The sequence below is a fragment of the Janibacter sp. YB324 genome (genome assembly GCF_014217915.1).
GTDB lineage: Bacteria > Actinomycetota > Actinomycetes > Actinomycetales > Dermatophilaceae > Janibacter > Janibacter indicus.
In genome coordinates, this window is the sequence record NZ_CP060120.1 from 1,662,803 (window position 1) to 1,682,845 (window position 20,043).

General features: G+C 71.2%; 20 protein-coding genes. 9 read left to right on the forward strand and 11 right to left on the reverse strand.

Annotated features, from left to right (window positions below):
• Nucleotides 1–8: 8 nt before the first annotated feature.
• Entirely contained in the window at nt 9–569 is a 561-nt protein-coding gene (locus H7A72_RS08040; RefSeq protein WP_084452117.1) for a GNAT family N-acetyltransferase, read from the reverse strand.
• A gap of 224 nt (nt 570–793) precedes the next feature.
• Here H7A72_RS08040 and H7A72_RS08045 point away from each other — a divergent pair, with 224 nt between their 5' ends.
• The 4 genes from H7A72_RS08045 (at nt 794) to H7A72_RS08060 (ending at nt 3,645) form a co-directional block, all read left to right on the forward strand.
• Complete coding sequence (locus H7A72_RS08045; RefSeq protein WP_185222215.1) at nt 794–1,762, forward strand: alpha/beta hydrolase; 969 nt, start codon at nt 794–796, stop codon at nt 1,760–1,762.
• Nucleotides 1,759–2,763 (forward strand): alpha/beta hydrolase, encoded by a 1,005-nt coding sequence (locus H7A72_RS08050; protein WP_185222216.1) that lies wholly within the window; start codon nt 1,759–1,761, stop codon nt 2,761–2,763. The genes H7A72_RS08045 and H7A72_RS08050 overlap by 4 nt, the downstream gene beginning before the upstream one ends.
• The gene (locus H7A72_RS16650; RefSeq protein ID WP_223277862.1) at nt 2,756–3,364 is read left to right on the forward strand and encodes a DUF3054 domain-containing protein; all 609 of its coding nucleotides are present in this window, start codon (nt 2,756–2,758) and stop codon (nt 3,362–3,364) included. The genes H7A72_RS08050 and H7A72_RS16650 overlap by 8 nt, the downstream gene beginning before the upstream one ends.
• A gap of 98 nt (nt 3,365–3,462) precedes the next feature.
• On the forward strand, nt 3,463–3,645 hold the full coding sequence (locus H7A72_RS08060) for a hypothetical protein (RefSeq protein ID WP_185222217.1): 183 nt from the start codon (nt 3,463–3,465) through the stop codon (nt 3,643–3,645).
• On the opposite strand, the gene arc is transcribed toward H7A72_RS08060, so the two are convergent.
• Genes arc through H7A72_RS08075 form a run of 3 tightly spaced genes read right to left on the reverse strand, consistent with a single transcriptional unit; the run spans nt 3,646 to nt 7,497 of the window.
• Nucleotides 3,646–5,307: a proteasome ATPase gene (arc, locus tag H7A72_RS08065; RefSeq protein WP_185222218.1), complete on the reverse strand. Its 1,662-nt coding sequence runs from the start codon at nt 5,305–5,307 to the stop codon at nt 3,646–3,648.
• A gap of 55 nt (nt 5,308–5,362) precedes the next feature.
• On the reverse strand, nt 5,363–6,379 hold the full coding sequence (locus H7A72_RS08070) for a tRNA (adenine-N1)-methyltransferase (protein WP_084452065.1): 1,017 nt from the start codon (nt 6,377–6,379) through the stop codon (nt 5,363–5,365).
• Nucleotides 6,380–6,390: 11 nt separating this feature from the next.
• Complete coding sequence (locus tag H7A72_RS08075; protein WP_185222219.1) at nt 6,391–7,497, reverse strand: site-2 protease family protein; 1,107 nt, start codon at nt 7,495–7,497, stop codon at nt 6,391–6,393.
• Between the two features lie 149 nt (nt 7,498–7,646).
• On the opposite strand from H7A72_RS08075, the gene metH reads away from it, so the two are divergent.
• Both metH and H7A72_RS08085 read left to right on the forward strand, forming a co-directional pair.
• Nucleotides 7,647–11,297: a methionine synthase gene (gene metH, locus H7A72_RS08080; protein WP_370543575.1), complete on the forward strand. Its 3,651-nt coding sequence runs from the start codon at nt 7,647–7,649 to the stop codon at nt 11,295–11,297.
• Nucleotides 11,294–12,130: a PD-(D/E)XK nuclease family protein gene (locus H7A72_RS08085; RefSeq protein WP_185222220.1), complete on the forward strand. Its 837-nt coding sequence runs from the start codon at nt 11,294–11,296 to the stop codon at nt 12,128–12,130. Before metH ends, H7A72_RS08085 begins: the two co-directional genes overlap by 4 nt.
• Nucleotides 12,131–12,142: 12 nt before the next feature.
• Here H7A72_RS08085 and H7A72_RS08090 read toward each other — a convergent pair whose 3' ends face one another.
• Complete coding sequence (locus H7A72_RS08090; protein ID WP_255494291.1) at nt 12,143–12,832, reverse strand: HAD family phosphatase; 690 nt, start codon at nt 12,830–12,832, stop codon at nt 12,143–12,145.
• A 34-nt stretch (nt 12,833–12,866) separates the two neighbouring features.
• On the opposite strand from H7A72_RS08090, the gene H7A72_RS08095 reads away from it, so the two are divergent.
• Nucleotides 12,867–13,724 carry a PAC2 family protein gene (locus H7A72_RS08095; RefSeq protein WP_185222221.1) on the forward strand — a complete coding sequence of 286 codons (858 nt, stop codon included), beginning with the start codon at nt 12,867–12,869 and terminating at the stop codon, nt 13,722–13,724.
• A gap of 19 nt (nt 13,725–13,743) precedes the next feature.
• Here the strand turns inward: H7A72_RS08095 and mshC are convergent, their stop codons facing one another.
• From mshC to H7A72_RS08115, 4 genes are read right to left on the reverse strand one after another with little or no spacing between them, the layout of a single operon-like run.
• Nucleotides 13,744–14,985: a cysteine--1-D-myo-inosityl 2-amino-2-deoxy-alpha-D-glucopyranoside ligase gene (gene mshC, locus H7A72_RS08100; RefSeq protein WP_185222222.1), complete on the reverse strand. Its 1,242-nt coding sequence runs from the start codon at nt 14,983–14,985 to the stop codon at nt 13,744–13,746.
• Between the two features lie 23 nt (nt 14,986–15,008).
• Nucleotides 15,009–15,797: an SCO1664 family protein gene (locus H7A72_RS08105; protein WP_223277874.1), complete on the reverse strand. Its 789-nt coding sequence runs from the start codon at nt 15,795–15,797 to the stop codon at nt 15,009–15,011.
• 2 nt (nt 15,798–15,799) lie between these two features.
• A complete protein-coding gene (locus H7A72_RS08110) occupies nt 15,800–16,327 on the reverse strand; it encodes a DUF3090 domain-containing protein (RefSeq protein ID WP_185222223.1) in 528 nt (175 codons plus the stop codon).
• A complete protein-coding gene (locus tag H7A72_RS08115) occupies nt 16,324–17,040 on the reverse strand; it encodes an MSMEG_4193 family putative phosphomutase (RefSeq protein WP_185222224.1) in 717 nt (238 codons plus the stop codon). Before H7A72_RS08115 ends, H7A72_RS08110 begins: the two co-directional genes overlap by 4 nt.
• Before the next feature lie 47 nt (nt 17,041–17,087).
• On the opposite strand from H7A72_RS08115, the gene H7A72_RS08120 reads away from it, so the two are divergent.
• On the forward strand, nt 17,088–18,092 hold the full coding sequence (locus H7A72_RS08120) for a magnesium and cobalt transport protein CorA (RefSeq protein WP_185222225.1): 1,005 nt from the start codon (nt 17,088–17,090) through the stop codon (nt 18,090–18,092).
• Nucleotides 18,093–18,116: 24 nt separating this feature from the next.
• On the opposite strand, the gene H7A72_RS08125 is transcribed toward H7A72_RS08120, so the two are convergent.
• On the reverse strand, nt 18,117–18,425 hold the full coding sequence (locus H7A72_RS08125; protein WP_370543569.1) for a primosomal protein: 309 nt from the start codon (nt 18,423–18,425) through the stop codon (nt 18,117–18,119).
• Nucleotides 18,426–18,463: 38 nt separating this feature from the next.
• On the opposite strand from H7A72_RS08125, the gene H7A72_RS08130 reads away from it, so the two are divergent.
• Nucleotides 18,464–18,664: a DUF5703 family protein gene (locus tag H7A72_RS08130; RefSeq protein WP_185222227.1), complete on the forward strand. Its 201-nt coding sequence runs from the start codon at nt 18,464–18,466 to the stop codon at nt 18,662–18,664.
• 27 nt (nt 18,665–18,691) lie between these two features.
• Here H7A72_RS08130 and H7A72_RS08135 read toward each other — a convergent pair whose 3' ends face one another.
• The gene (locus H7A72_RS08135) at nt 18,692–20,032 is read right to left on the reverse strand and encodes a M20/M25/M40 family metallo-hydrolase (RefSeq protein ID WP_185222228.1); all 1,341 of its coding nucleotides are present in this window, start codon (nt 20,030–20,032) and stop codon (nt 18,692–18,694) included.
• Nucleotides 20,033–20,043: the final 11 nt, after the last annotated feature.

Consider the following 20,043-nt stretch of genomic DNA (forward strand, 5'->3'; position numbering starts at 1 on the left):
GGCCCACCCTAGGTCCGGTCCCTCGCGAGCAGCCCGAAGACCCACGAGTCGGAGACGACGCCCTCGACGACGCAGTCCTCCCGCAGCGTGCCCTCGTGGACGAAGCCCAGCTTGTGCAGGACGCGGCCGCAGGCGGTGTTGCGGGTGTCCGCCATGGCCTGGACCCGGTTGAGGTCGAGCACCTCGTAGGCCCAGTCGAGCAGGGCCGAGGCAGCCTCGGTCGCGTAGCCGTGGCCCCAGGAGGCCTCCCCGAAGCACAGGGTCAGCTCCGCGCTGCGGAAGGTCGGGTCCCAGCTGCTCACCCCGCACCACCCCAGGCGGGCACCGTCCGCCACCCTCTCGACCATGACCCGGGCGCCACTCCCTTCGGACGCAGCGCTCCGCGACTGGTCGACGAACCTCTGGGCCCGCGACGGATCGGTCCACGGCGGCTCGTCCCAGTAGCGCAGCACGAAGGGGGACGACATCAGCTCCCAGAGGAAGTCGCCGTCCTCGTCCTCCACCGGGCGCAGCCGCAGCCGCTCGGTCACCAGGGTCGGGGTGTGCAGGGTCGGGGTCGTCGGACTCATGACGGCCATGCTCGTGCAGCGGGCTCGGGGGCACCACCGACATTCGCCCGCGCGCCCGCGCTCCCCGGGGTGGCCGGGATGCCCGGAGATGACCGGGATCTCCGGTGATGACCGCGCAATTGCGCGGCCATCACCGGGTTTCCCGGCCATGCGCGGGTTTCCCGGTCATGAGCGCCTTTCCCGGCCAGTCGCGCCTCGACCACCGAGGGTGTTGGAATGGGGCCGTGAATTCGACGTGGATGCCGTGGCGGACGCGGGTGCTGGGCTGGTTGACGCGCAAGGGGGTCCCGGCCGAGGAGATGACGGCGGCGCAGCTGTCCCGGATGCGCGCCAACATCCCGATGCGGGCGCCCTACACGTGGTTCTTCGGTCGCCCCGAGCGCGGCGTGACCTCGCAGACCCGACGGATCAGCGCCCGTGATGGCCACCAGCTGAAGATCCGCGTCCACCGGCCCGAGGCCGACGACCCGCTGCCCCTGCTCATGCACTTCCACGGCGGCGGCTTCGTCCTCGGTCACATGGGGGTCTACGACCCGCTGTGCACGCGCATCGCCGCTCAGGCGCAGGTCGTCGTCGTCACGGTCGCCTACCGCATGGCCCCCGAGCACCGCGCTCCCCTGGCGGCGCACGACTGCCTCGACGCCACCCGCTGGGCGATCGAGCACGCCGCCGAGATCGGCGCGCGCACCGACGCCGTCGGGGTCACCGGCGACTCGGCCGGCGGCAACCTCGCCGCGGTCGTGGCCCAGTCCCTGCGCGACGAGGGCTTCACCGGCCTGCGGCACCAGGCCCTCGTCTACCCGGCGCCGGACCTCTCCGACCGCGAGACCGAGGACCTCCAGCTGCTCACCCAGCGCTACCCCGTCCTCACACCCGACATGATGCGCTCCTTCCGCAGCCTCTACCTCGGCGAGGAGGGTGACGACCGGGACCCGATCGTCTCCCCCGCCTTCGGCGACCTCACCGGGCTGCCGCCGGCTCTCGTCCAGACGGCGGAGGTCGATCCCCTTCGTCCCGACGGCGACGCCTACGCGCAGGCGCTGCGCGACGCCGGGGTCGAGGTCCGCCACACGACTTATCGCGGTGCGCCCCACGGCTACCAGACCTTCCCGGGGCTGGCTCCGGCCGCACAGCCGGCGCTCGAAGAGCTCATCGGCGAGGTCGCCCACCACCTGCACGAGGAGCGGCCATGAAGCGTCCCTACCCCGGCCTGCCCCCACTCGTCGCGGCCCTGACGACCTTCCTCGACAACATCGGTCGGGTCTCGATCGTCGACGCCACGCTCGAGGACATCCGGGACGCCCGCGCCAAGGTCTACCCGACGTCGGCCCCCTTCGCCTGGATCACCGGACGGGTGCACGCGGACGTGACCATCGACGACGGGAGCGCGCCGGTCCGCGACGGCGCGAGCATCCCCCTTCGCTGGTACACCCCGGCCGGCCGAAGGGAGGACCGCCCCCTCCTCGTCTACCTCCACGGTGGTGGCTGGGTGCAGGGGTCGACCCGGATGTACGACCCGCTGTGCACACACCTCGCGGCCGAGCTCGACGCCGTCGTCGTGAGCGTCGACTACCGGATGGCGCCCGAGCACCGGGCACCGACGGCGAGCCACGACGCGATCGACGTCGTCCGCTGGCTCCACGAGCACGCCGATCACGCGGTCGACCGCGACCGCATCGGCCTGTGCGGCGACTCCGCCGGGGGCAACCTGTCGGCGATCGTCGCCCAGGAGCTTCGTGATCTGCGGACGGAGTCGAAAGAGCCGGTGATCCGTCACCAGGCGCTGATCTACCCGGCCACCGACCTGACGATGGCCTCCCCGTCGATCCGTGAGCACTCCGAGGGCGCGATCCTCACCGAGGCCAAGATCATCGCCTTCCGCGCGCACTACGTCGGCGAGGCGGACGACGCCGTCGCCCACGACGACCCGATCGTCTCGCCGCTCTTCGGTGATGCCTCTGGGGTGGCGCCGGCCCTGGTCCAGACCGCCGACCTCGACCCGATCCGCGACGACGGGCTGCGCTACGCCGAGGCCCTGCGGGCTGCCGGGGTCGAGGTCCGGGTCACCAACTACCTCGGGCTGCCGCACGGCTTCGCAAGCTTCCCCGGGGTGGCACGCAGCGGCGCCCAGGCACGGCACGAGCTCGTCACCGAGATCCGTCGCCACCTCGTGGGGAGGAGCGCCGGTGCGTGAGCGTGACGAGCCCCTGATGTCGCCCGGTCGACGGACCGCACTCGCGGCCGGGCTGGACGCGCTCGTCGTCGCGGTCTTCACCCTCATCGGGCGACGCACCCACGACGAGCCCCTCGATCCTTCCGGGTGGTGGGACACCGCCTGGCCCTTCCTCGCTGGCCTGGCCGTCGGCTGGGTGGTCGTCGCCGCCTCGAGCCAGACCTGGCCGACCCGCTGGTGGCACGGCCTGACCGTCTGGATCGCCACGGTCTTCGGCGGGATGGCCCTGCGGGACATGGTCGGTCAGGGCACGGCCCTGCCCTTCGTCATCGTCGCCACGGTCTTCCTCGGCGTCACGCTCGTCGGGTGGCGGCTGGTGCTCTGGGCCGTGGACCGACGGCGACCCGAGCCGACGCGGAGGACTGATCCGCGCCGCGGGCGCGTCCGCCCGCCGGTCGAGCACACCCGGGTGGGTGACCCGCTCGGCCTCGAGGACCTGCACGGCCCGTCCGACCGGACACGGGGCCGCGGCGTCGTCCCGCCGGGCGACCGGGACCGGGTCGCCGAAGAGCTCGACATCCGGCAGCCGCGGACGCCCGAGGACCCTCGGCCGCAGGGCTAGGCTTCGCCTGGGTCGTCGCGCCCGACGCCAACGCCGGCGGTCAGTGCGAGGGGCTGGGCTTCGGATGCACCCTTACCCCGCAGGACTCCCTCGCACTCGTGGCCTTCTTCGCCGCCCCCGTCGGCGTCGGGACAGTCCTGCTGGGGACGGTCGTGGCGCTCGTCGTCGACCGGGCCCGCTGGCTGCCACGCCTCGGGGGCGCCGCGCTGGGCACCCTGTGCGCCCTCTGCGGTCTCGTGCTGGCCCTGGTATTCGCGGCGACGCTCGTCGCCCTGCCGTGACTAGAGGTACTGCCCCGTCCGCGAGCCGGTGTCGATCGAGCGGCCCGGCTCGGCGGCCCCGGACTTGCCGCCGATGAGCGTGCGGATGTAGACGATCCGCTCGCCCTTCTTGCCCGAGATCTTCGCCCAGTCGTCGGGGTTGGTCGTGTTGGGCAGGTCCTCGTTCTCCTTGAACTCCGCGATGCACGCGTCGAGCAGGTGCCCGACCCGCAGGCCCTCGGCGCCGGTGGTGATGAGGTCCTTGATCGCGGCCTTCTTGGCGCGGTCGACGATGTTCTGGATCATCGCGCCGGAGTTGAAGTCCTTGAAGTAGAGGATCTCCTTGTCGCCGCCCTGGTAGGTCACCTCGAGGAACTGGTTGTCGTCGCTCTCGGCGTACATGCGCTCGACGACCGCCTCGATCATCCCCTCGACGGTGGCCTGCCGGTCGCCGTCGTGCTCCTCGAGGTCCTCGGGGTGCAGCGGCAGGTCGGCGGTGAGGTACTTGCTGAAGATGTCGCGCGCGCCCTCGGCGTCGGGGCGCTCGATCTTGATCTTCACGTCGAGGCGGCCGGGCCGCAGGATGGCCGGGTCGATCATGTCCTCGCGGTTGGTCGCGCCGATGACGATGACGTTGTCGAGGCCCTCGACACCGTCGATCTCCGCGAGCAGCTGCGGGACGATCGTCGTCTCGACGTCGGAGGAGACGCCCGAGCCGCGGGTGCGGAAGAGGCTGTCCATCTCGTCGAAGAAGACGACCACCGGGGTGCCGTCACTCGACTTCTCGCGGGCCCGGTGGAAGATCAGCCGGATGTGGCGCTCGGTCTCGCCGACGTACTTGTTGAGCAGCTCGGGCCCCTTGATGTTGAGGAAGTAGGCCGTGGCGCTGTCCTGCCCGGTGCGCTCGGCGACCTTGCGGGCCAGCGAGGCCGCGACCGCCTTGGCGATCATCGTCTTGCCGTTGCCGGGCGGTCCGTAGAGGAGCACCCCCTTGGGTGCCTTGAGCTGGTGCCGCTCGTAAAGGTCGGCGTGCAGGTAGGGCAGCTCGACGGCATCGCGGATCGCCTCGATCTGCGTGCTCAGGCCACCGATGTCGTCGTAGTCGAGGTCGGGGACCTCCTCGAGGACGAGGTCGGCGACCTCGGCCCGCGGGATCCTCTCGACGGCGATGTTGCTGCGCTGGTCGACGAGCACGGCGTCGCCGACGCGCACCTGCTTGCCGGTGACCCGACCCCCGCTGCGCACGACCCGCTCCTCGTCCTGGCGCATGAGCACGAGCAGGCGGTCGTCCTCGAGGACCTCCTTGACGACGACGACCTCGCCGGCGACGTCCTCCGGGTGGACGGACACGATGTTCATCGCCTCGTTGAGCCGCACCTCCCGGCCGACCCCGAGCTCGGCCGGCTCGACGGCCGGCGAGACGGCCACGTGCATCTTGCGCCCGCCGGAGAGCACGTCGACGGTGTTGTCCTGCTCGTGGACGTCGACGACGACGGCATAGGACGACGGGGGCTGGGCGAGCCGCTCGATCTCCTCGCGGAGGGTGACGATCTGCTGCCGGGCGTCCTTGAGCGTGCGCACGAGGCGCTCGTTCTGCGAGGCGACGGTGGCCATCTGGGACTTCTGCTGGGTCAGCTTGTCCTGCAGGGCCCGCAGGTCCTGGGGCGTGAACTCGGTCGTCATCGTCGTGCTCCCTTCGGCCGGTCGTGTCGGCGCGGCTCCAGTCTCCCCTGTCGACTCACCGCGGCGAAGGGGGGACCACCCCTCGGGCGAGCTTGCGCATCTTCTTCTCCGACGCGACCCGCTCCCCCAGCGCCTCCGAGGTCCACTCGGCGTCGTCGGCGCCCGGCGGCACCTCGGCCGGCGTCGTCGTCTCGTCGCCCTCCTGGGCGGCGTAGCCCTTGCCCGGGCGGCGCTTGCGCATCGGCGGGGTCACCCCGGGGGCGAGCCGGCGGGTGGTGATGAGGAAGCCGGTGTGCCCGTGCATGCGGTGCTGCGGGCGCACGGCCAGTCCCTCGAGGTGCCAGCCGCGCACGAGCGACTCCCACGCCTCGGGCTCGGTGAAGTTGCCGAAGTCGCGCATCGCCTCGGCGACCTTGCTCAGCTGGGTGGCCGTCGCGACGTAGCAGATGAGCACGCCACCGGGCGCCAAGGCCTCGGCGACGACCTCGAGGCACTCCCAGGGCGCGAGCATGTCGAGCACGACCCGGTCGACGCTGCCCGGCTCGACGGCGCCCGGCAGCTCTTCGACGAGGTCGCCGACGCTCACGGTCCACGCCGGGTGGTCCTCGCCGAAGAAGGCGCGCGCATTGGCCCGGGCGATCTCGGCGAAGTCGGCCCGGCGCTCGAAGGAGTGCACCCGCCCGGTGTCGCCCACCGCGCGCAGCAGCGACATCGACAGGGCACCGGAGCCCACGCCCGCCTCGACGACGGTCGCGCCGGGGAAGACATCGGCCATCTGGACGATCTGGCCGGCGTCCTTGGGGTAGACGACGGCCGCGCCCCGCGGCATCGACATGACGTAGTCCGACAGCAGCGGCCGCAGCACGAGGTACTCGGTGCCAGCCGTGTTGGTGATCGTCGACCCGTCGGGCGCCCCGATGAGGTCGTCGTGCTTGACGTGCCCTCGGTGGGTGTGGAACTGCTTGCCCGGCGTCAGGGTGATCGTGTGCATCCGCCCCTTGGGGTCGGTCAGCTGCACGCGGTCACCCTCACGGAAGGGGCCGCGACGGTAGGCGGATCCGGTGGCGGTCATGGTGGGCGAGTCTAGTTGCGCGACAGGGCGGCGTTGACCCGCTCGACGCGCACGATGCCCCGGAGCACTCCCCCTTCGCTCACGGCGACGACCCGCGAGCGTGAGGACTGGAAGGCGTGGACGAGCTCGACGGCCTCGCGGCCCGGGGGCAGGTCGACCGCCCAGCCCTCCGGGGCCGTGGACACGACGGCGGAGACCGGGGTCGTCGCGACGGCTGCCGGCGGCACGGCCCGCAGCGCGTCGTGGTCGACGAGACCGATCGGCACCCCGTCGGGCGTGGTGACCACGGGCAGGGCACGAAGGGAGGTCAGCTCGGCCACCGACGCGTCGGCACGGATCGCGGCGGCCGGCTCGATCAACGCGGCGACGTCGAGGCCCGAGAGCTGGCCCAGCGCCCGGCCGTGGGCGATGGCGGAGCTGGCGCCGGACCACAGGAAGGCGGCGATGAGCATCGTCCAGACCATCGTCGACAGCGACGGCTGCTGCCCGCGCAGCAGCGGCAGACCCACGATCGCGACGACGATGACGATGACCATGGCCCGGCCGAGGAGACCCGCGGCGACCCGGGCCCGGCCCTGGTCACCGGTGACGCCCCACACGAGCGACTCGACGATCTGGCCGCCGTCGAGCGGCAGGCCGGGCAGCATGTTGAGCACGGCCAGGGCGGCGTTGACGAAGGCGATCCCGCCGAGGACGGACGCCACCAGCCCGGTGTCGAGGGCCGCCGAGGCGAGGAAGCACGCGAGGGCGAGCAGGGCATTGGCCAACGGACCGACCACGGCGACCGCCGCCTGGGTGGCCGGGGTCGCGCGCGAGGCCTCGAAGGCCGTGTGCCCGCCCCAAAGGTCGGCCACCACGCGGTGGACGGTGTGCCCGAAGGACCGCGCCGTCACGGCGTGGGCCGCCTCGTGGGCCAGCACGCTCAGCAGCAGCGACAGGGCGTAGACCACGGCGACGCCGTAGCCGGTGACCGGGCCATGGGTGCTGGCGACGCCCGGGCCGATGAGGAAGACGATGAGGCCACCGATGATCAGCCAGGACCACCCCAGGTAGACCGGGACACCACCGATCGTCGCCAGGCGGATCCCGCGGGGAGTGTCGTCGTGGGGGGCCGCCATGGACACGACCCTAGGCGAGAGGACCGGATGGGGATAATGGCAGGTCCACCCACCCCCTTCGGACAAGGATCTACCCGGTGACCGACACCGACCTGCGCCCCGACGCGACCACCGAGCTGCGGGAGGCGCTCACCGAGCGCGTCCTCATCATGGACGGCGCGATGGGGACGATGATCCAGCAGCAGGGGCTGTCGGAGGCCGAATTCCGCGGCGAGCGCTTCGCCGACTGGGGCAGCGACCTTCAGGGCAACAACGACCTGCTCGTGCTCACCCAGCCGGAGCTCATCGTCGACCTGCACCACCAGTACCTCGCCGCGGGCGCCGACCTCGTCGAGACCAACACCTTCAACGCGCAGCGCATCTCGCTGGCCGACTACGGCATGGCCGACCTCGCGCACGAGATCAACCTCGAGGCCGCGCGTCTGGCGCGCCGTGCCGCCGACGAGGCGATGGCCGCGGACCCGACGCGACCCCGGTGGGTCATGGGCGCCCTCGGCCCGACCAACCGCACCGCGTCGATCTCGCCCGACGTCAACGACCCCGGCCTGCGCAACATCACCTTCGACGAGCTCGTCGAGGCCTATCTCGAGCAGGCGAGCGGTCTCGTCGAGGGTGGGGTCGACCTGCTCATCGTCGAGACGATCTTCGACACGCTCAACGCCAAGGCGGCGATCTTCGCGCTCGAGACGCTCTTCGAGCAGCACGGCCGCCGCTGGCCGGTCATCATCTCCGGCACGATCACCGACGCCTCCGGGCGCACCCTCACCGGTCAGACCACCGAGGCCTTCTGGAACTCCGTGCGCCACGCGCAGCCGCTGGCCATCGGGCTCAACTGCGCCCTGGGCGCCGAGGAGCTGCGCCAGTACGTCGTCGAGCTCGGCCGGGTCGCCGACACCTTCGTCTCGGCCTACCCCAATGCCGGCCTGCCCAATGCCTTCGGCGAGTACGACCAGTCGCCCGAGTACATGGCCGAGCTCGTCGCGGAGTTCGCCACGTCGGGGTTGGTCAACCTCCTCGGCGGCTGCTGCGGCTCCTCCCCCGAGCACATCGCGGCCATCGCCCGCGGGGCCGCCGGTGCCACGCCGCACGTCCCTGCCCACGTCGAGCCGGCGCTGCGCCTGTCCGGTCTCGAACCCTTCAACGTCACGGCCGACTCGCTCTTCGTCAACGTCGGCGAGCGGACCAACGTCACCGGGTCGGCGAAGTTCCGCAAGCTCATCGAGGCGGCCGACTACCCCGCGGCGCTCGCCGTCGCGCAGCAGCAGGTCGAGAGCGGCGCCCAGGTCATCGACATCAACATGGACGAGGGCATGCTCGACGGCGTCGCCGCCATGGGCACCTTCGTCAACCTCGTCGGCTCCGAGCCCGACATCTCGCGCGTGCCGCTGATGATCGACTCCTCGAAGTGGGAGGTCATCGAGACCGGGCTCAAGCGCACCCAGGGCAAGCCCATCGTCAACTCGATCTCGATGAAGGAGGGTGTCGAGGCCTTCGTGGAGCAGGCGCGGCTGTGCCGCAAGTACGGCGCCGCGGTCGTCGTCATGGGCTTCGACGAGGACGGCCAGGCGGACAACCTCGAGCGTCGCAAGGAGATCGCGCAGCGGGCCTACACGATCCTCACCGAGGAGGTCGGCTTCCCTGCTGAGGACATCGTCTTCGACCCCAACATCTTCGCCCTGGCGACGGGCATCGAGGAGCACGCCGAGTACGGCACCGACTTCATCGAGGCGACCCGGTGGATCAAGGCCAACCTGCCGCACGCACTGGTCTCCGGCGGTGTCTCCAACGTCTCCTTCAGCTTCCGCGGCAACAACCCCGTGCGTGAGGCGATCCACGCGGTCTTCCTCTACCACGCCATCGAGGCGGGCATGGACATGGGCATCGTCAACGCCGGCGCCCTCGTCCCCTACGACACCCTCGACGCGCAGCTGCGTGAGCGGATCGAGGACGTCGTGCTCAACCGGCGCGAGGACTCGACCGAACGCCTCCTCGAGATCGCCGAGGAGCACCGCGGCACCGGCGCCAAGGCCGAGGAGGCGACGCTCGAGTGGCGCTCGCTCCCCCTTCGCGAGCGGATCACACACTCGCTGGTCAAGGGCATCGACGCCCACGTCGTCGAGGACACCGAGGCGCTGCGCGTCGAGATCGACGCCGAGGGTGGCCAGCCCCTCGAGGTCATCGAGGGGCCGCTCATGGACGGCATGGGCGTCGTCGGCGACCTCTTCGGCGAGGGCAAGATGTTCCTGCCGCAGGTGGTCAAGTCCGCCCGGGTGATGAAGAAGGCCGTCGCCCACCTCATCCCCTACATCGAGGCGTCCAAGAAGCCGGGCGATGCCTCGCGCTCCAAGGGTCTGATCGTCATGGCCACGGTCAAGGGCGATGTGCACGACATCGGCAAGAACATCGTCGGCGTGGTCCTGCAGTGCAACAACTACGACGTCATCGACCTCGGGGTGATGGTCCCGACGCAAAAGGTCCTCGAGACGGCCCGCGAGCACGACGCCGACGTCATCGGCCTGTCCGGCCTGATCACCCCCTCGCTCGACGAGATGGTCGGGGTCGCCTCCGAGATGCAGCGTCAGGGGTTCGACATCCCGCTCCTCCTCGGCGGGGCGACGACCTCCAAGGCGCACACGGCGGTCAAGGTCGACCAACAGTACGAAGGACCGGTCGTGTGGGTCAAGGACGCCTCGCGCTCGGTGCCCGTCGTCAGCCAGCTGCTCAGCGAGACCGGCAAGGACAAGCTCCTCGGCGAGATCGCTGCCGACTACGCCTCGCTGCGCGAGCGGCACGCCGCCAAGCAGGGTGACCGGCCGATGCTCTCCTACGACGAGGCGCTCGAGGCGCGCACCCCGATCGACTGGTCGGCCGAGCAGCCGCACCTGGCCGGGGTCACGCCGACGCGCCAGGTCTTCGCCGACTACGACCTGGCGGAGCTTCGGGAGTACTTCGACTGGCAGCCCTTCTTCAACGCCTGGGAGCTCAAGGGGTCCTTCCCCGACATCCTCAACAGCCCGTCGACGGGCGAGGTGGCGCGCAAGCTCTACGACGAGGCCCAGGAGATGCTCGACCGGATCATCGCCGAGCAGTGGCTGACGGCCAAGGGCGTCATCGGCCTCTTCCCGGCCAACTCCGTCGGCGACGACATCGAGATCTACACCGACGAGTCGCGATCCGAGGTCGCGCACACCCTGCACATGCTGCGACAGCAGGGCAAGCACCGGCCGGGGGTGCCCAACCGCTCGCTCGCCGACTTCGTCGCACCCCGCGACACCGGCATCAAGGACTGGATCGGTGCCTTCGCCGTGACCGGCGGGATCGGCGTCCAGGACCGCATCGCGCAGTTCAAGGCCGACAACGACGACTACAACGCGATCCTCCTCGAGGCCCTGGCAGATCGCTTCGCCGAGGCCTTCGCCGAGCGGATGCACGAGCGGATCCGCACCGAGATCTGGGGATACTCCCCCGACGAGGACCTCGACAACAAGCAGCTGATCAAGGAGCAGTACGACGGCATCCGGCCGGCACCGGGCTATCCCGCCTGCCCCGACCACACCGAGAAGCGCACCCTGTGGCAGCTGCTCGACGTCGACGAGATCGGCATCGAGCTCACCGAGGGCATGGCCATGTGGCCGGGCGCCTCGGTCTCCGGCTGGTACTTCGGTCACCCGGACAGCCAGTACTTCGTCGTGGGGCGCCTCGGCAAGGACCAGGTCGAGAGCTATGCCGGGCGCAAGGGCTGGACGATGGCCGAAGCCGAGCGCTGGCTCGGACCCAACCTCGGCTACGCCCCGGAGTGAGCCCGAGTCTCTCGCCGTCGCGCGCGGCCGACTTCAAGCAGTGCCCGCTGCTGTACCGCTTCCGGTCGATCGACCGGCTCGACGAGGCGCCCTCCCCGGCCGCCGCACGCGGCACGCTGGTGCACGCCGTCCTCGAAGAGCTCTTCGAGCTGCCGGCCGCCGAGCGCACCCCGCAGGCCGCGGTCGGGCTCGTGCCGGGGCGCTGGCAGGCTCTCGTCCAGGAGCGGCCCGAGCTCGCCGAGATGATCGCGGACGACGAGTCGCGCACCGAGGACTTGTGGTTTGCCGAGGCGGCCGCACTCATCGAGCGCTGGTTCACCCTCGAGGACCCGTCGAGACTCGAGCCGTCTCGACGTGAGGTCAAGGTCGAGGTCGAGCTCGAGGGGCTGACCCTGCGGGGCATCATCGACCGCGTCGATGTTGCACCTACCGGGGAGGTGCGCATCGTCGACTACAAGACCGGCCGCTCCCCCTCGGAGCGCTTCGAGGGCAAGGCCCTGTTCCAGATGAAGTTCTACGGCCTCGTCCACTGGCGCACCACGGGTCGGGTGCCGGACCTGCTCCAGCTGGTCTACCTGCGCGACGGCCAGGTGATCCGCTATGCCCCCGACGAGGCCGACCTGCTCGCGCTGGAGCGCAACGTGCGCGCCGTGTCCAGCGCCATCCAGCAGGCCAGTGCGACCGGGGACTTCCGGCCCAGCCCGTCGCGCCTGTGCAGCTGGTGCGACTTCAAGCCGCTGTGCCCGGCCTTCGGTGGGACACCGCCGCCCTATCCCCCTTCGGCACCACCCGAAGCCACGGCGAGCGATGGCCAGGACTCTGCATTGCCGTAGGGCAATGCAGGCTCAGGTGCGCGCGTGCTCCTCGGCGCCGGTGGTGAGCGGCACCAGGTCGAAGGGGGTCAGCCCCGCCAGGCTGTCGACGTGCACCGAGCCCTCGATGGCCGGGATCTCGACGATGTGCGGGACGGCGAGCGTCGGCACACCGGCGGCCGTCGCGGAGCGCACGCCGGTCGGCGAGTCCTCGATGGCGATGCAGGCGGCCGGGTGCACACCCAGCTGCGCGGCGGCGGTGAGATAGGGCTCGGGGTGGGGCTTGCCGTGGGTGACGACGTCCCCGGTGACCATGAGGCCGAAGGAGCCCGGCTCGGTGGCGTCGACGACGGCCCCGGCGAGTTCGGTCCACGACATCGTCACGAGCGCCTGGGGGATGTCGAGCTCACGGCAGGCCGCGAGCAGCTCACGAGCCCCGGGGCGCCAGGGCACCTCCTGCGCGATCTGCTCGACGACCCGGGACTGCAGGCGGTGGACGACCCCCTCGGCAGGCAGGTCGACGGGCGAGTTGTCGAGGATGAACTGCGCCGAGACGAGCAGCGGGTTGCCGACGAGCTGGACGGCCAGCTCGTGGGTCCACGTGCCGCCGAACTCCTCGACGAGCTCGTGCTCGGCGGTGATCCAGTAGGGCTCGGTGTCGACGAGCGTGCCGTCCATGTCCCACAGGACGGCGGCGGGCAGGGCAGCAGGCTCGGTGCTCACAGGGGCCAAGGCTACGCGTCGTAGGGTGGTGCTCGTGATCGAGATCGAGGACCTGCCGGAGCTGCACGACCCGGTGATGATCTGCGCCTTCGAGGGCTGGAACGACGCCGGCGAGGCCGCCTCCCGCGTCGTCGAGCACCTGGGCCTGCTCTGGGAGGCCGAGACGGTCGCGGCGATCGACCCCGAGGACTACTACGACTTCCAGGTGACCCGGCCCCGCGTGACCAACCAGGGCCAGGGGCGAGGCATCCACTGGAGCACCACGAGGGTCATGCTCGCCTCCCCCGACAGCCTGGGCCGTGACGTCCTGCTCGTCACCGGCATCGAGCCCTCCTTCCGATGGCGGGCCTTCACCACGGAGCTGCTCGACCTCGCTGCGGCCAACGGCGTGACGACCGTCATCACCCTCGGAGCCCTGCTCGCCGACGTGGCCCACTCCCGTCCGATCCCCGTCTTCTGCTCCAGCGAGGACGAGACGGTCGTCTACAAGCACGACCTCGAGCCCTCGAGCTACGAAGGCCCCACGGGGATCACCGGGGTCGTGGCCGACGGCGCCCACCAGGCCGAGATGGTCTCGATCTCGGCGTGGGCGAGCATCCCCCACTACGCCTCGCAGGTCCCCTGCCCCAAGGCCTCGCTCGCCCTGCTCGTCCAGCTCGAGGACCTCCTCGACACGGTCATCGACCACGGTGACCTCGAGGAGGAGGCGCGCGCCTGGGAGCGGGGTGTCGACGAGCTGGCGAGCACCGACGCGGACGTCGCCGAGTACGTCTCCGCGCTCGAGAGCGCCCAGGACACCTCGCAGCTGCCGGAGGCGAGCGGTGACGCGATCGCCAAGGAGTTCGAGCGCTACCTTCGCCGCCGCGGCGACGGCACCGACAACCCGGGCTGACCCCCCTTCGCCGGTCGGGTCAGAGACGGATCCCCAGGAGGGCGTCGATCGCCCGGGCCAGCTCACCAGGTGCGGAGCGCACGTCGCCGGTCGTCGCCAGCGACTGCTCGACCCACGTGTCGACGGCGCGCAGAGCGGCCGGGGTGTCGAGATCGTCGGCCACCGCGGCCCGGATCTGCGCGATCGTCCCCGTCGCATCGGGACCGCCGTCCGTCGACAGTCCACGACGCCAGCGCTCGAGCCGCTCCTGGGCCTGCGTGAGGTCCTGCGCCGTCCACTCCCACTCACCGCGGTAGTGGTGCGCCAGCAGGACGAGCCGGATCGCCATCGGGTCGACGCCTTCTGAGCGCAGGGTCGAGACCCGCACGAGGTTGCCCTTGGACTTGCTCATCTTCTCGCCGTCGTAGGCGACCATCGCCTGGTGCGCCGTGTGCCGGGCGAAGGGCCGCTCCCCCGTGATGGCCTCGGCCTGGACGACCGACATCTCGTGGTGCGGGAAGACGAGGTCGGTCCCGCCGCCCTGGACGTCGACGTGGTCGCCGAGGTGCTCCATGGCGATGGCCGTGCACTCGATGTGCCAACCGGGTCGGCCGCGCCCGAGCTCGCCTGCGTCCCAGGCCGGCTCGCCCTCGCGCTCGCCGCGCCAGAGCATCGGATCGAGCGGATCACGCTTGCCGGGGCGCTGCGGGTCGCCGCCCCGCTCGGCGGAGAAGGCGAGCATCGTCTCGCGGTCGAGGTGGCTGAGCTCGCCCAGTCCGCCGGCGGCGGTGAGGTCGAGGTAGGTGTCACGCACCCCGTCCTCGACGACCTCGTAGGTCACGTCGCGGTCCACGAGGCGCTGCACGGCCTCGATGATCTGGGGCATCGACTCCATGACGCCCATGAAGTGATCGGGCGGGATGACCCCGAGCGCCGTCATGTCCTCCAGGAAGAGCGCGATCTGCTCGCTGCCGAGATCGCGCCAGTCGACACCGTCGCGCGCGGCGCGCTCGAAGAGCGGGTCGTCGACGTCGGTGACGTTTTGCACGTAGGTCACCGGACGTCCGCCGTCACGCAGCGCACGCCCGACGAGGTCAAAGGTCACGTAGGTCGCCGCGTGGCCCATGTGGGTGGTGTCGTAGGGCGTCACACCGCACACGTAGAGGCGGGCCGCGCCCTCGGGCTCGACGGGAGCCACCTCGTCGCGTGCCACGTCGTGCAGGCGAAGGGAGATCGGCTCTCCGGGGACGACGGGCAGGTGGGGGGCAGGCCAGGCTCTCACGCGGACAGCCTACGAGGTGGCACTCACAGCGCCGGCCACGGGATCGGCGGCCAGTCACCGTGCGGCACGGGGTGGGTGCGCCTGGCCAGCAACCGGTTCACCCGGCGGCGGAGCGCGTCGAATTCGGTGGGCGTGATCAGCCCGGCCAGCTCGGCCTCGACCTCGGGTCGCGCCAGCTCGGCGTCGAGCCGGGCCAGACGCGCGAGATCGCCGTCGGGCAGGGGCTCACCGGCCCATCCCCACAGCACCGTGCGCAGCTTGGGCTCCTCGTGCAGGCTCACGCCGTGGTCGATGCCCCACAGGCGCCCACCGTGGTCGAGGACGTGACCGCCCTTGCGGTCGGAGTTGTTGAGGACCGCGTCGAGCACGGCCATCGAGCGCAGGCGCGGGTCGTCCGGGTGCGACAGCAGGACCGGTGCGCCCCCTTCGTCCTCGCCCTCGAGGACCACGAGGTTGCCGTCGGGCACCTCGTCGGGGCGCGTCACTGTGACGGGCGTCGGGCACAGGCTGGTGATCTCGCCGATCCACTGCTGCACGGCACCGGCGCCGGCCGGCCCGTCGCGCCAGACGGTCGGCGGCACCAGGTCGAAGCCGCCGAGCGCATCGATCCGCGACGCCGCGACCTCACGTGCGGCGAGGCTGCCGTCGGGGAAGTCCCACAGCGGTCGCTCGCCGTCCACCGGCTTGTAGGCGACGGCCACCGTGGGCTGGTCGGGGCCCCGCACCTCGGCGACGAAGACGGCATTGCTCGCGAGGGGGTGCCGGCCGAGGACGACCAGGTCCCCGCCGACGAGCGAAGGGGGCGCCGCCACCGTCAGCGCTTGTAGCCGTTGGCCCGCGGGCAGATGTGCCCGTCGGCGTCGACGGCGCCACCGCAGAAGGGGCAGGCGGGTCGACCGGCGCGCACGACGGTCTCGCAGCGGCGGGCGAAGGCTCGCGCCTGCGCGGGACCGAGGGAGACCCGCAGGCTGTTGAGCGCGGGGGTGGCCTCGCCCTCGTCGATCTCGTCCGGATCGTGGTCGTGGGCCTCGATGAGGACCACGTGACGCTCCCCGTCCCACGAGAGGGCCAGCGCCTGGACGCGGAAGTCCTCCGCGATGGGTGTGTCGAGCGGTGCGTTGTCGGCGGCCTCCGCAGCCGCCGCGACGGTCGCCTCGAGGCCGGCGACCTGATCGAGCAGCTCGCCGATGCGCTCGGCGAGGACCTGGGCGTGCAGCTTTTCGAGGGAGACCTGCACCCGACGGGTGGCATCGCTTGCCTGGAGGAAGAAGGTCCGCTGGCCCGCGGGGCCGACGGTGCCCAGGATGAAGCGCTCCGGGGGATCGAACTCGACGACGGTCATGGTGTCGACCCTAGTCCTGCGCCGCCGCCGACGGCCGCGTCGCCCGTCGCCGGGGTGTCCTGCGTCGGTTTCGGCGGACGCAGCACTGCGGAGCCGGTGTCGTTGGTGCGCAGCACCATCGGCCGCGTCGAGGTGTAGTGGACGACCGAGATGGAGGCGGGGTCGACGTGCAGCCGCTGGAAGTCGTCGAGCGGTGTGCCGACGGCATCGGCGAGCACCGCCTTGATGACGTCGCCGTGGCTCACCGCGGCCCACACGGCGTGCGCGCCGTGCTCCTCGGTCACCGCGGCGTCGATCTCGCGGACGGCGGCGACGGCACGGTCGGACATCGCCTGCATCGACTCCCCGGAGAAGTCCTCACCCGGGGGGAAGGTCGCCCGGCTCGGGGTGTCCTGGACGACCCGCCACAGCGGCTCGTCGGCGAGCTCCTTGAGCCTCCTGCCGGTCCACGCGCCGTAGCGGCACTCGCCCAGCCCGTCGTGCACCTGCGCCTCGAGCCCGTGGGCCTCGAGCAGTGGAGCGGCCGTCTCGCGGCAGCGCTGGAGCGGTGAGGTCGCCAGGTGGACGAAGGGGGTCTCCCCCAGCCGGTCGACGAGGCCCGAGGCTTGCCCCCGCCCGGTCTCGTCCAGGGCGACACCCGGGGTCCAGCCCGCGAGGATGCCCTGGCTGTTGGCGGTGGACCGCCCGTGCCGGATGAGGATGCAGTACGCCACGCCCACACCCTAGGGCCCGGCGCCCCCGGCCCTGAGACGATGCCCGGATGATCGTCGACCAGGCCCGCTACAGCGCAGGGCGCAGACTCCCGTGCACCGACATCGGAGCGACCCTCCACGAGATCCGGTCCGAGGCGAGCGAGGACTACCTCTGGATCGGCATGCGCGACCCGTCGGCCGAGACCTTCGACGAGGTGTCGGAGCAGCTCGGGCTGCATGCCCTGGCTATCGAGGACTCGGTCACGGGCGACCAGCGTCCCAAGATCGAGCGTTACGGCGACGGGCACTTCGTGGTCCTGCGGCCGCTGCGCTACGTCGAGGAGACCTCCGACGTCGAGTCCGGCGAGATCATGCTCTTCCTCGGGCCCGGCTACATCGTGACGATCCGCCGCGGTGAGGCCAGCCCCCTCGCCGGGCTGCGCAGCCAGCTCGAGGAGCACGACCACGAGGCCCTGCAGCACGGCCCGTGGGGTGTCTTCCACGCGATCATCGACTTCGTCGTCGACCAGTACCTCGACATCGAGGACGAGCTGCAGATCGACCTCGACGACATCGAGGCACGGGTCTTCTCACCCGACCGGGTCGTCGGCACCGAGGAGATCTACGCGCTCAAGCGCGAGGTGCTCGAGTTCAAGCGGGCCGCACTCCCCCTCGCCCGACCGCTCTCCCAGCTCGTCGGTCCGAGTACCCCGGTGCCGACGGAGGAGCTGCGCCTGCTCTTCCGCGACGTCTACGACCACGTCTCGCTCGTCGTCGACAACACCGAGTCCCAGGACCGGCTGCTGTCGGACGTGCTCAACGCCCATCTCGCCCAGGTCGGGGTGCAGCAGAACCAGGACATGCGCAAGATCTCTGCGTGGGCGGCGATGGCGGCCCTGCCGACGATGGTCGCCGGCATCTACGGCATGAACTTCGAGGGCATGCCCGAACTGTCGGCGAGTATCGAGGTCGCCGGGCGTGAGGTGTACTACGGCTACCCGCTGGCCCTGCTGGCGATGGTGCTCATCTGCCTCGGGCTCTACCGCCTCTTCAAGCGCTCCGGCTGGCTCTGAGGTCAGGCCTCGCCCGACGAGGTCTCAGGAGCGGTCGTCGGCGTCATAGTCCTCGTCGTCGAGCCCCGAGTAGGACTGGTCGTCCTCGTCGTCGTCGTAGTCATCGGACTCGTCGTCGTCATCGACCATGAACTGCTCGTCGACGACGACGAGCGGGGTCATCTCGCCGGTCGCGTCGTGGAGCGCGTCGTCGTAGGCCTCGAAGGCGTCGGCGAGGTCCTCGTAGGCGGCGACGACGGTCGGGTCGTCCTCGCCACGGCGCTGGGACGAGGCCTCGAGGTGGCGCTCGAAGGCGGCGATCAGCTGGTTCAGGGCGGGGCGCGGGTCGCTCATGGGCATGACGCTACCTTTCATGGGCGACAATGGCACCGATGCCCGAGTACGAGTTCCGCACGATCGTCTTCCCCCGCGGTGCCGCACGCTCCGCGATCCGCCAGGAGCTGGCCGACCATGCCGAGTACGGCAGGTGGGAGCTGCACCGCACCGTGGTTTACATGAGCGGCAAGCAGCGAGCGTGGTTGCGCCGCAAGATCATCCGCGTGCCGCGCCCGCCGGGGCTGCCGTCACTCTGACGGCGCCCCCGCCGTCGCCCGCCCCGCTCAGCAGTCCTCGACGAGCCGCCACAGCACGCGGGCACCGAACTCCAGCGACTCCAGCGGCACCCGCTCGTCGATCCCGTGGAACATCGGGGCGAAGGGCAGGTCCGCCGGCAGCTGCAGCGGCGCGAAGCCGTAGCCGGTGACCCCGAGCGTCTCGAGGGCCTTGTTGTCGGTGCCGCCCGAGAGGCAGTAGGGCAGGATCGTCGCCTCCGGGTCCTCGGCGAGCAGCGCGGCCCGCATGCGCTCGACGAGGTCGCCCTCGAAGGGCGAGTCCAGGGAGATGTCGCGGTGCTCGACGACGACGTCGACGTGCTCGCCGGCGAGGTCACGAATCGTGACCATGAGGTCCTCCTCGTGGCCCGGCAGGAAGCGGCAGTCCAGGGCCGCGGTCGCCGTCTGCGGGACGACGTTGTGCTTGTACCCCGCGTCGAGCATGGTGATGTTGGCCGTGTCCTGCAGGGCCCCGCGGACGAAGCCCGCGGCCGGACCGATGCGCTCGAGCAGCGCCTCGGCGTCTTCGTCGCTGTAGCCGACCCCGGTGATCTCGGACAGGCCGTCGAGCAGCCCACGGACGCTGGCGATGAACTCCCGGGGCCACTTGTGGGCGTTGATCCGGGCGATGGCCTCGGCGAGGTGGACGATCGGGTTGTCCGAGGTCGGGACCGACCCGTGCCCGGCCGTGCCCTTGGCCTCCAGCTTGAGCCAGGCGATGCCCTTCTCCGCGGTCTGGAGGAGGTAGGCCCGGCGGGGCTCTCCCTTCGCGTCGTCGACGGTGACGCTGTAGCCGCCGACCTCGCTGATCGCCTCGGTGACGCCGTCGAAGACCTCGCGGTGCTCCCGGACCATGAACTGGCTGCCGAGCACTCCCCCGGCCTCCTCGTCGGCGAAGAAGACGAAGAGCAGGTCGCGCGGCGGGACCGTCCCCGTGCGGGCGAGGTGGCGGACGCAGGCGAGCATCATCGCGACCATGTCCTTCATGTCGACCGCGCCGCGGCCCCAGAGGCACCCGTCACGCTCCACGGCGTCGAAGGGGGGAACGCTCCAGTCCTCGGCGTGCGCCGGAACGACGTCGAGGTGGCCGTGGATGCACAGCGCTCCGCGGTCGCGGTCGGCTCCGGCGATGCGCACGGAGACCGTCGTGCGGCCCGGCTCGGACTCGAAGACCTGCGGCTCGAGGCCCACCTCACGCAGCTGCGCGACGACGTAGTCCGCCGCCTCCCGCTCGCCCGGGCCGTCCTGGCCGGGACCGTAGTTGCTCGTGTCGATCCGCAGCAGGTCACGGCAGATCCGGACGACCTCCTGCTCGGGCGCGGTGGGGGCACCACCCTCAATCTCGCTCATGTCGCCACCCT

What these genes read in the sequence shown, in the direction of transcription:
- H7A72_RS08040 (WP_084452117.1), bottom strand. Translation starts at nt 569, where the DNA reads ATGAGTCCGACGACCCCGACCCTGCACACCCCGACCCTGGTGACCGAG.
- H7A72_RS08050 (WP_185222216.1), top strand. Translation starts at nt 1,759, where the DNA reads ATGAAGCGTCCCTACCCCGGCCTGCCCCCACTCGTCGCGGCCCTGACG.
- arc (WP_185222218.1), bottom strand. Translation starts at nt 5,307, where the DNA reads ATGACGACCGAGTTCACGCCCCAGGACCTGCGGGCCCTGCAGGACAAG.
- H7A72_RS08070 (WP_084452065.1), bottom strand. Translation starts at nt 6,379, where the DNA reads ATGACCGCCACCGGATCCGCCTACCGTCGCGGCCCCTTCCGTGAGGGT.
- H7A72_RS08075 (WP_185222219.1), bottom strand. Translation starts at nt 7,497, where the DNA reads ATGGCGGCCCCCCACGACGACACTCCCCGCGGGATCCGCCTGGCGACG.
- metH (WP_370543575.1), top strand. Translation starts at nt 7,647, where the DNA reads ATGGACGGCGCGATGGGGACGATGATCCAGCAGCAGGGGCTGTCGGAG.
- H7A72_RS08110 (WP_185222223.1), bottom strand. Translation starts at nt 16,327, where the DNA reads ATGACCGTCGTCGAGTTCGATCCCCCGGAGCGCTTCATCCTGGGCACC.
- H7A72_RS08120 (WP_185222225.1), top strand. Translation starts at nt 17,088, where the DNA reads ATGATCGTCGACCAGGCCCGCTACAGCGCAGGGCGCAGACTCCCGTGC.
- H7A72_RS08125 (WP_370543569.1), bottom strand. Translation starts at nt 18,425, where the DNA reads ATGAGCGACCCGCGCCCCGCCCTGAACCAGCTGATCGCCGCCTTCGAG.
- H7A72_RS08130 (WP_185222227.1), top strand. Translation starts at nt 18,464, where the DNA reads ATGCCCGAGTACGAGTTCCGCACGATCGTCTTCCCCCGCGGTGCCGCA.
- H7A72_RS08135 (WP_185222228.1), bottom strand. Translation starts at nt 20,032, where the DNA reads ATGAGCGAGATTGAGGGTGGTGCCCCCACCGCGCCCGAGCAGGAGGTC.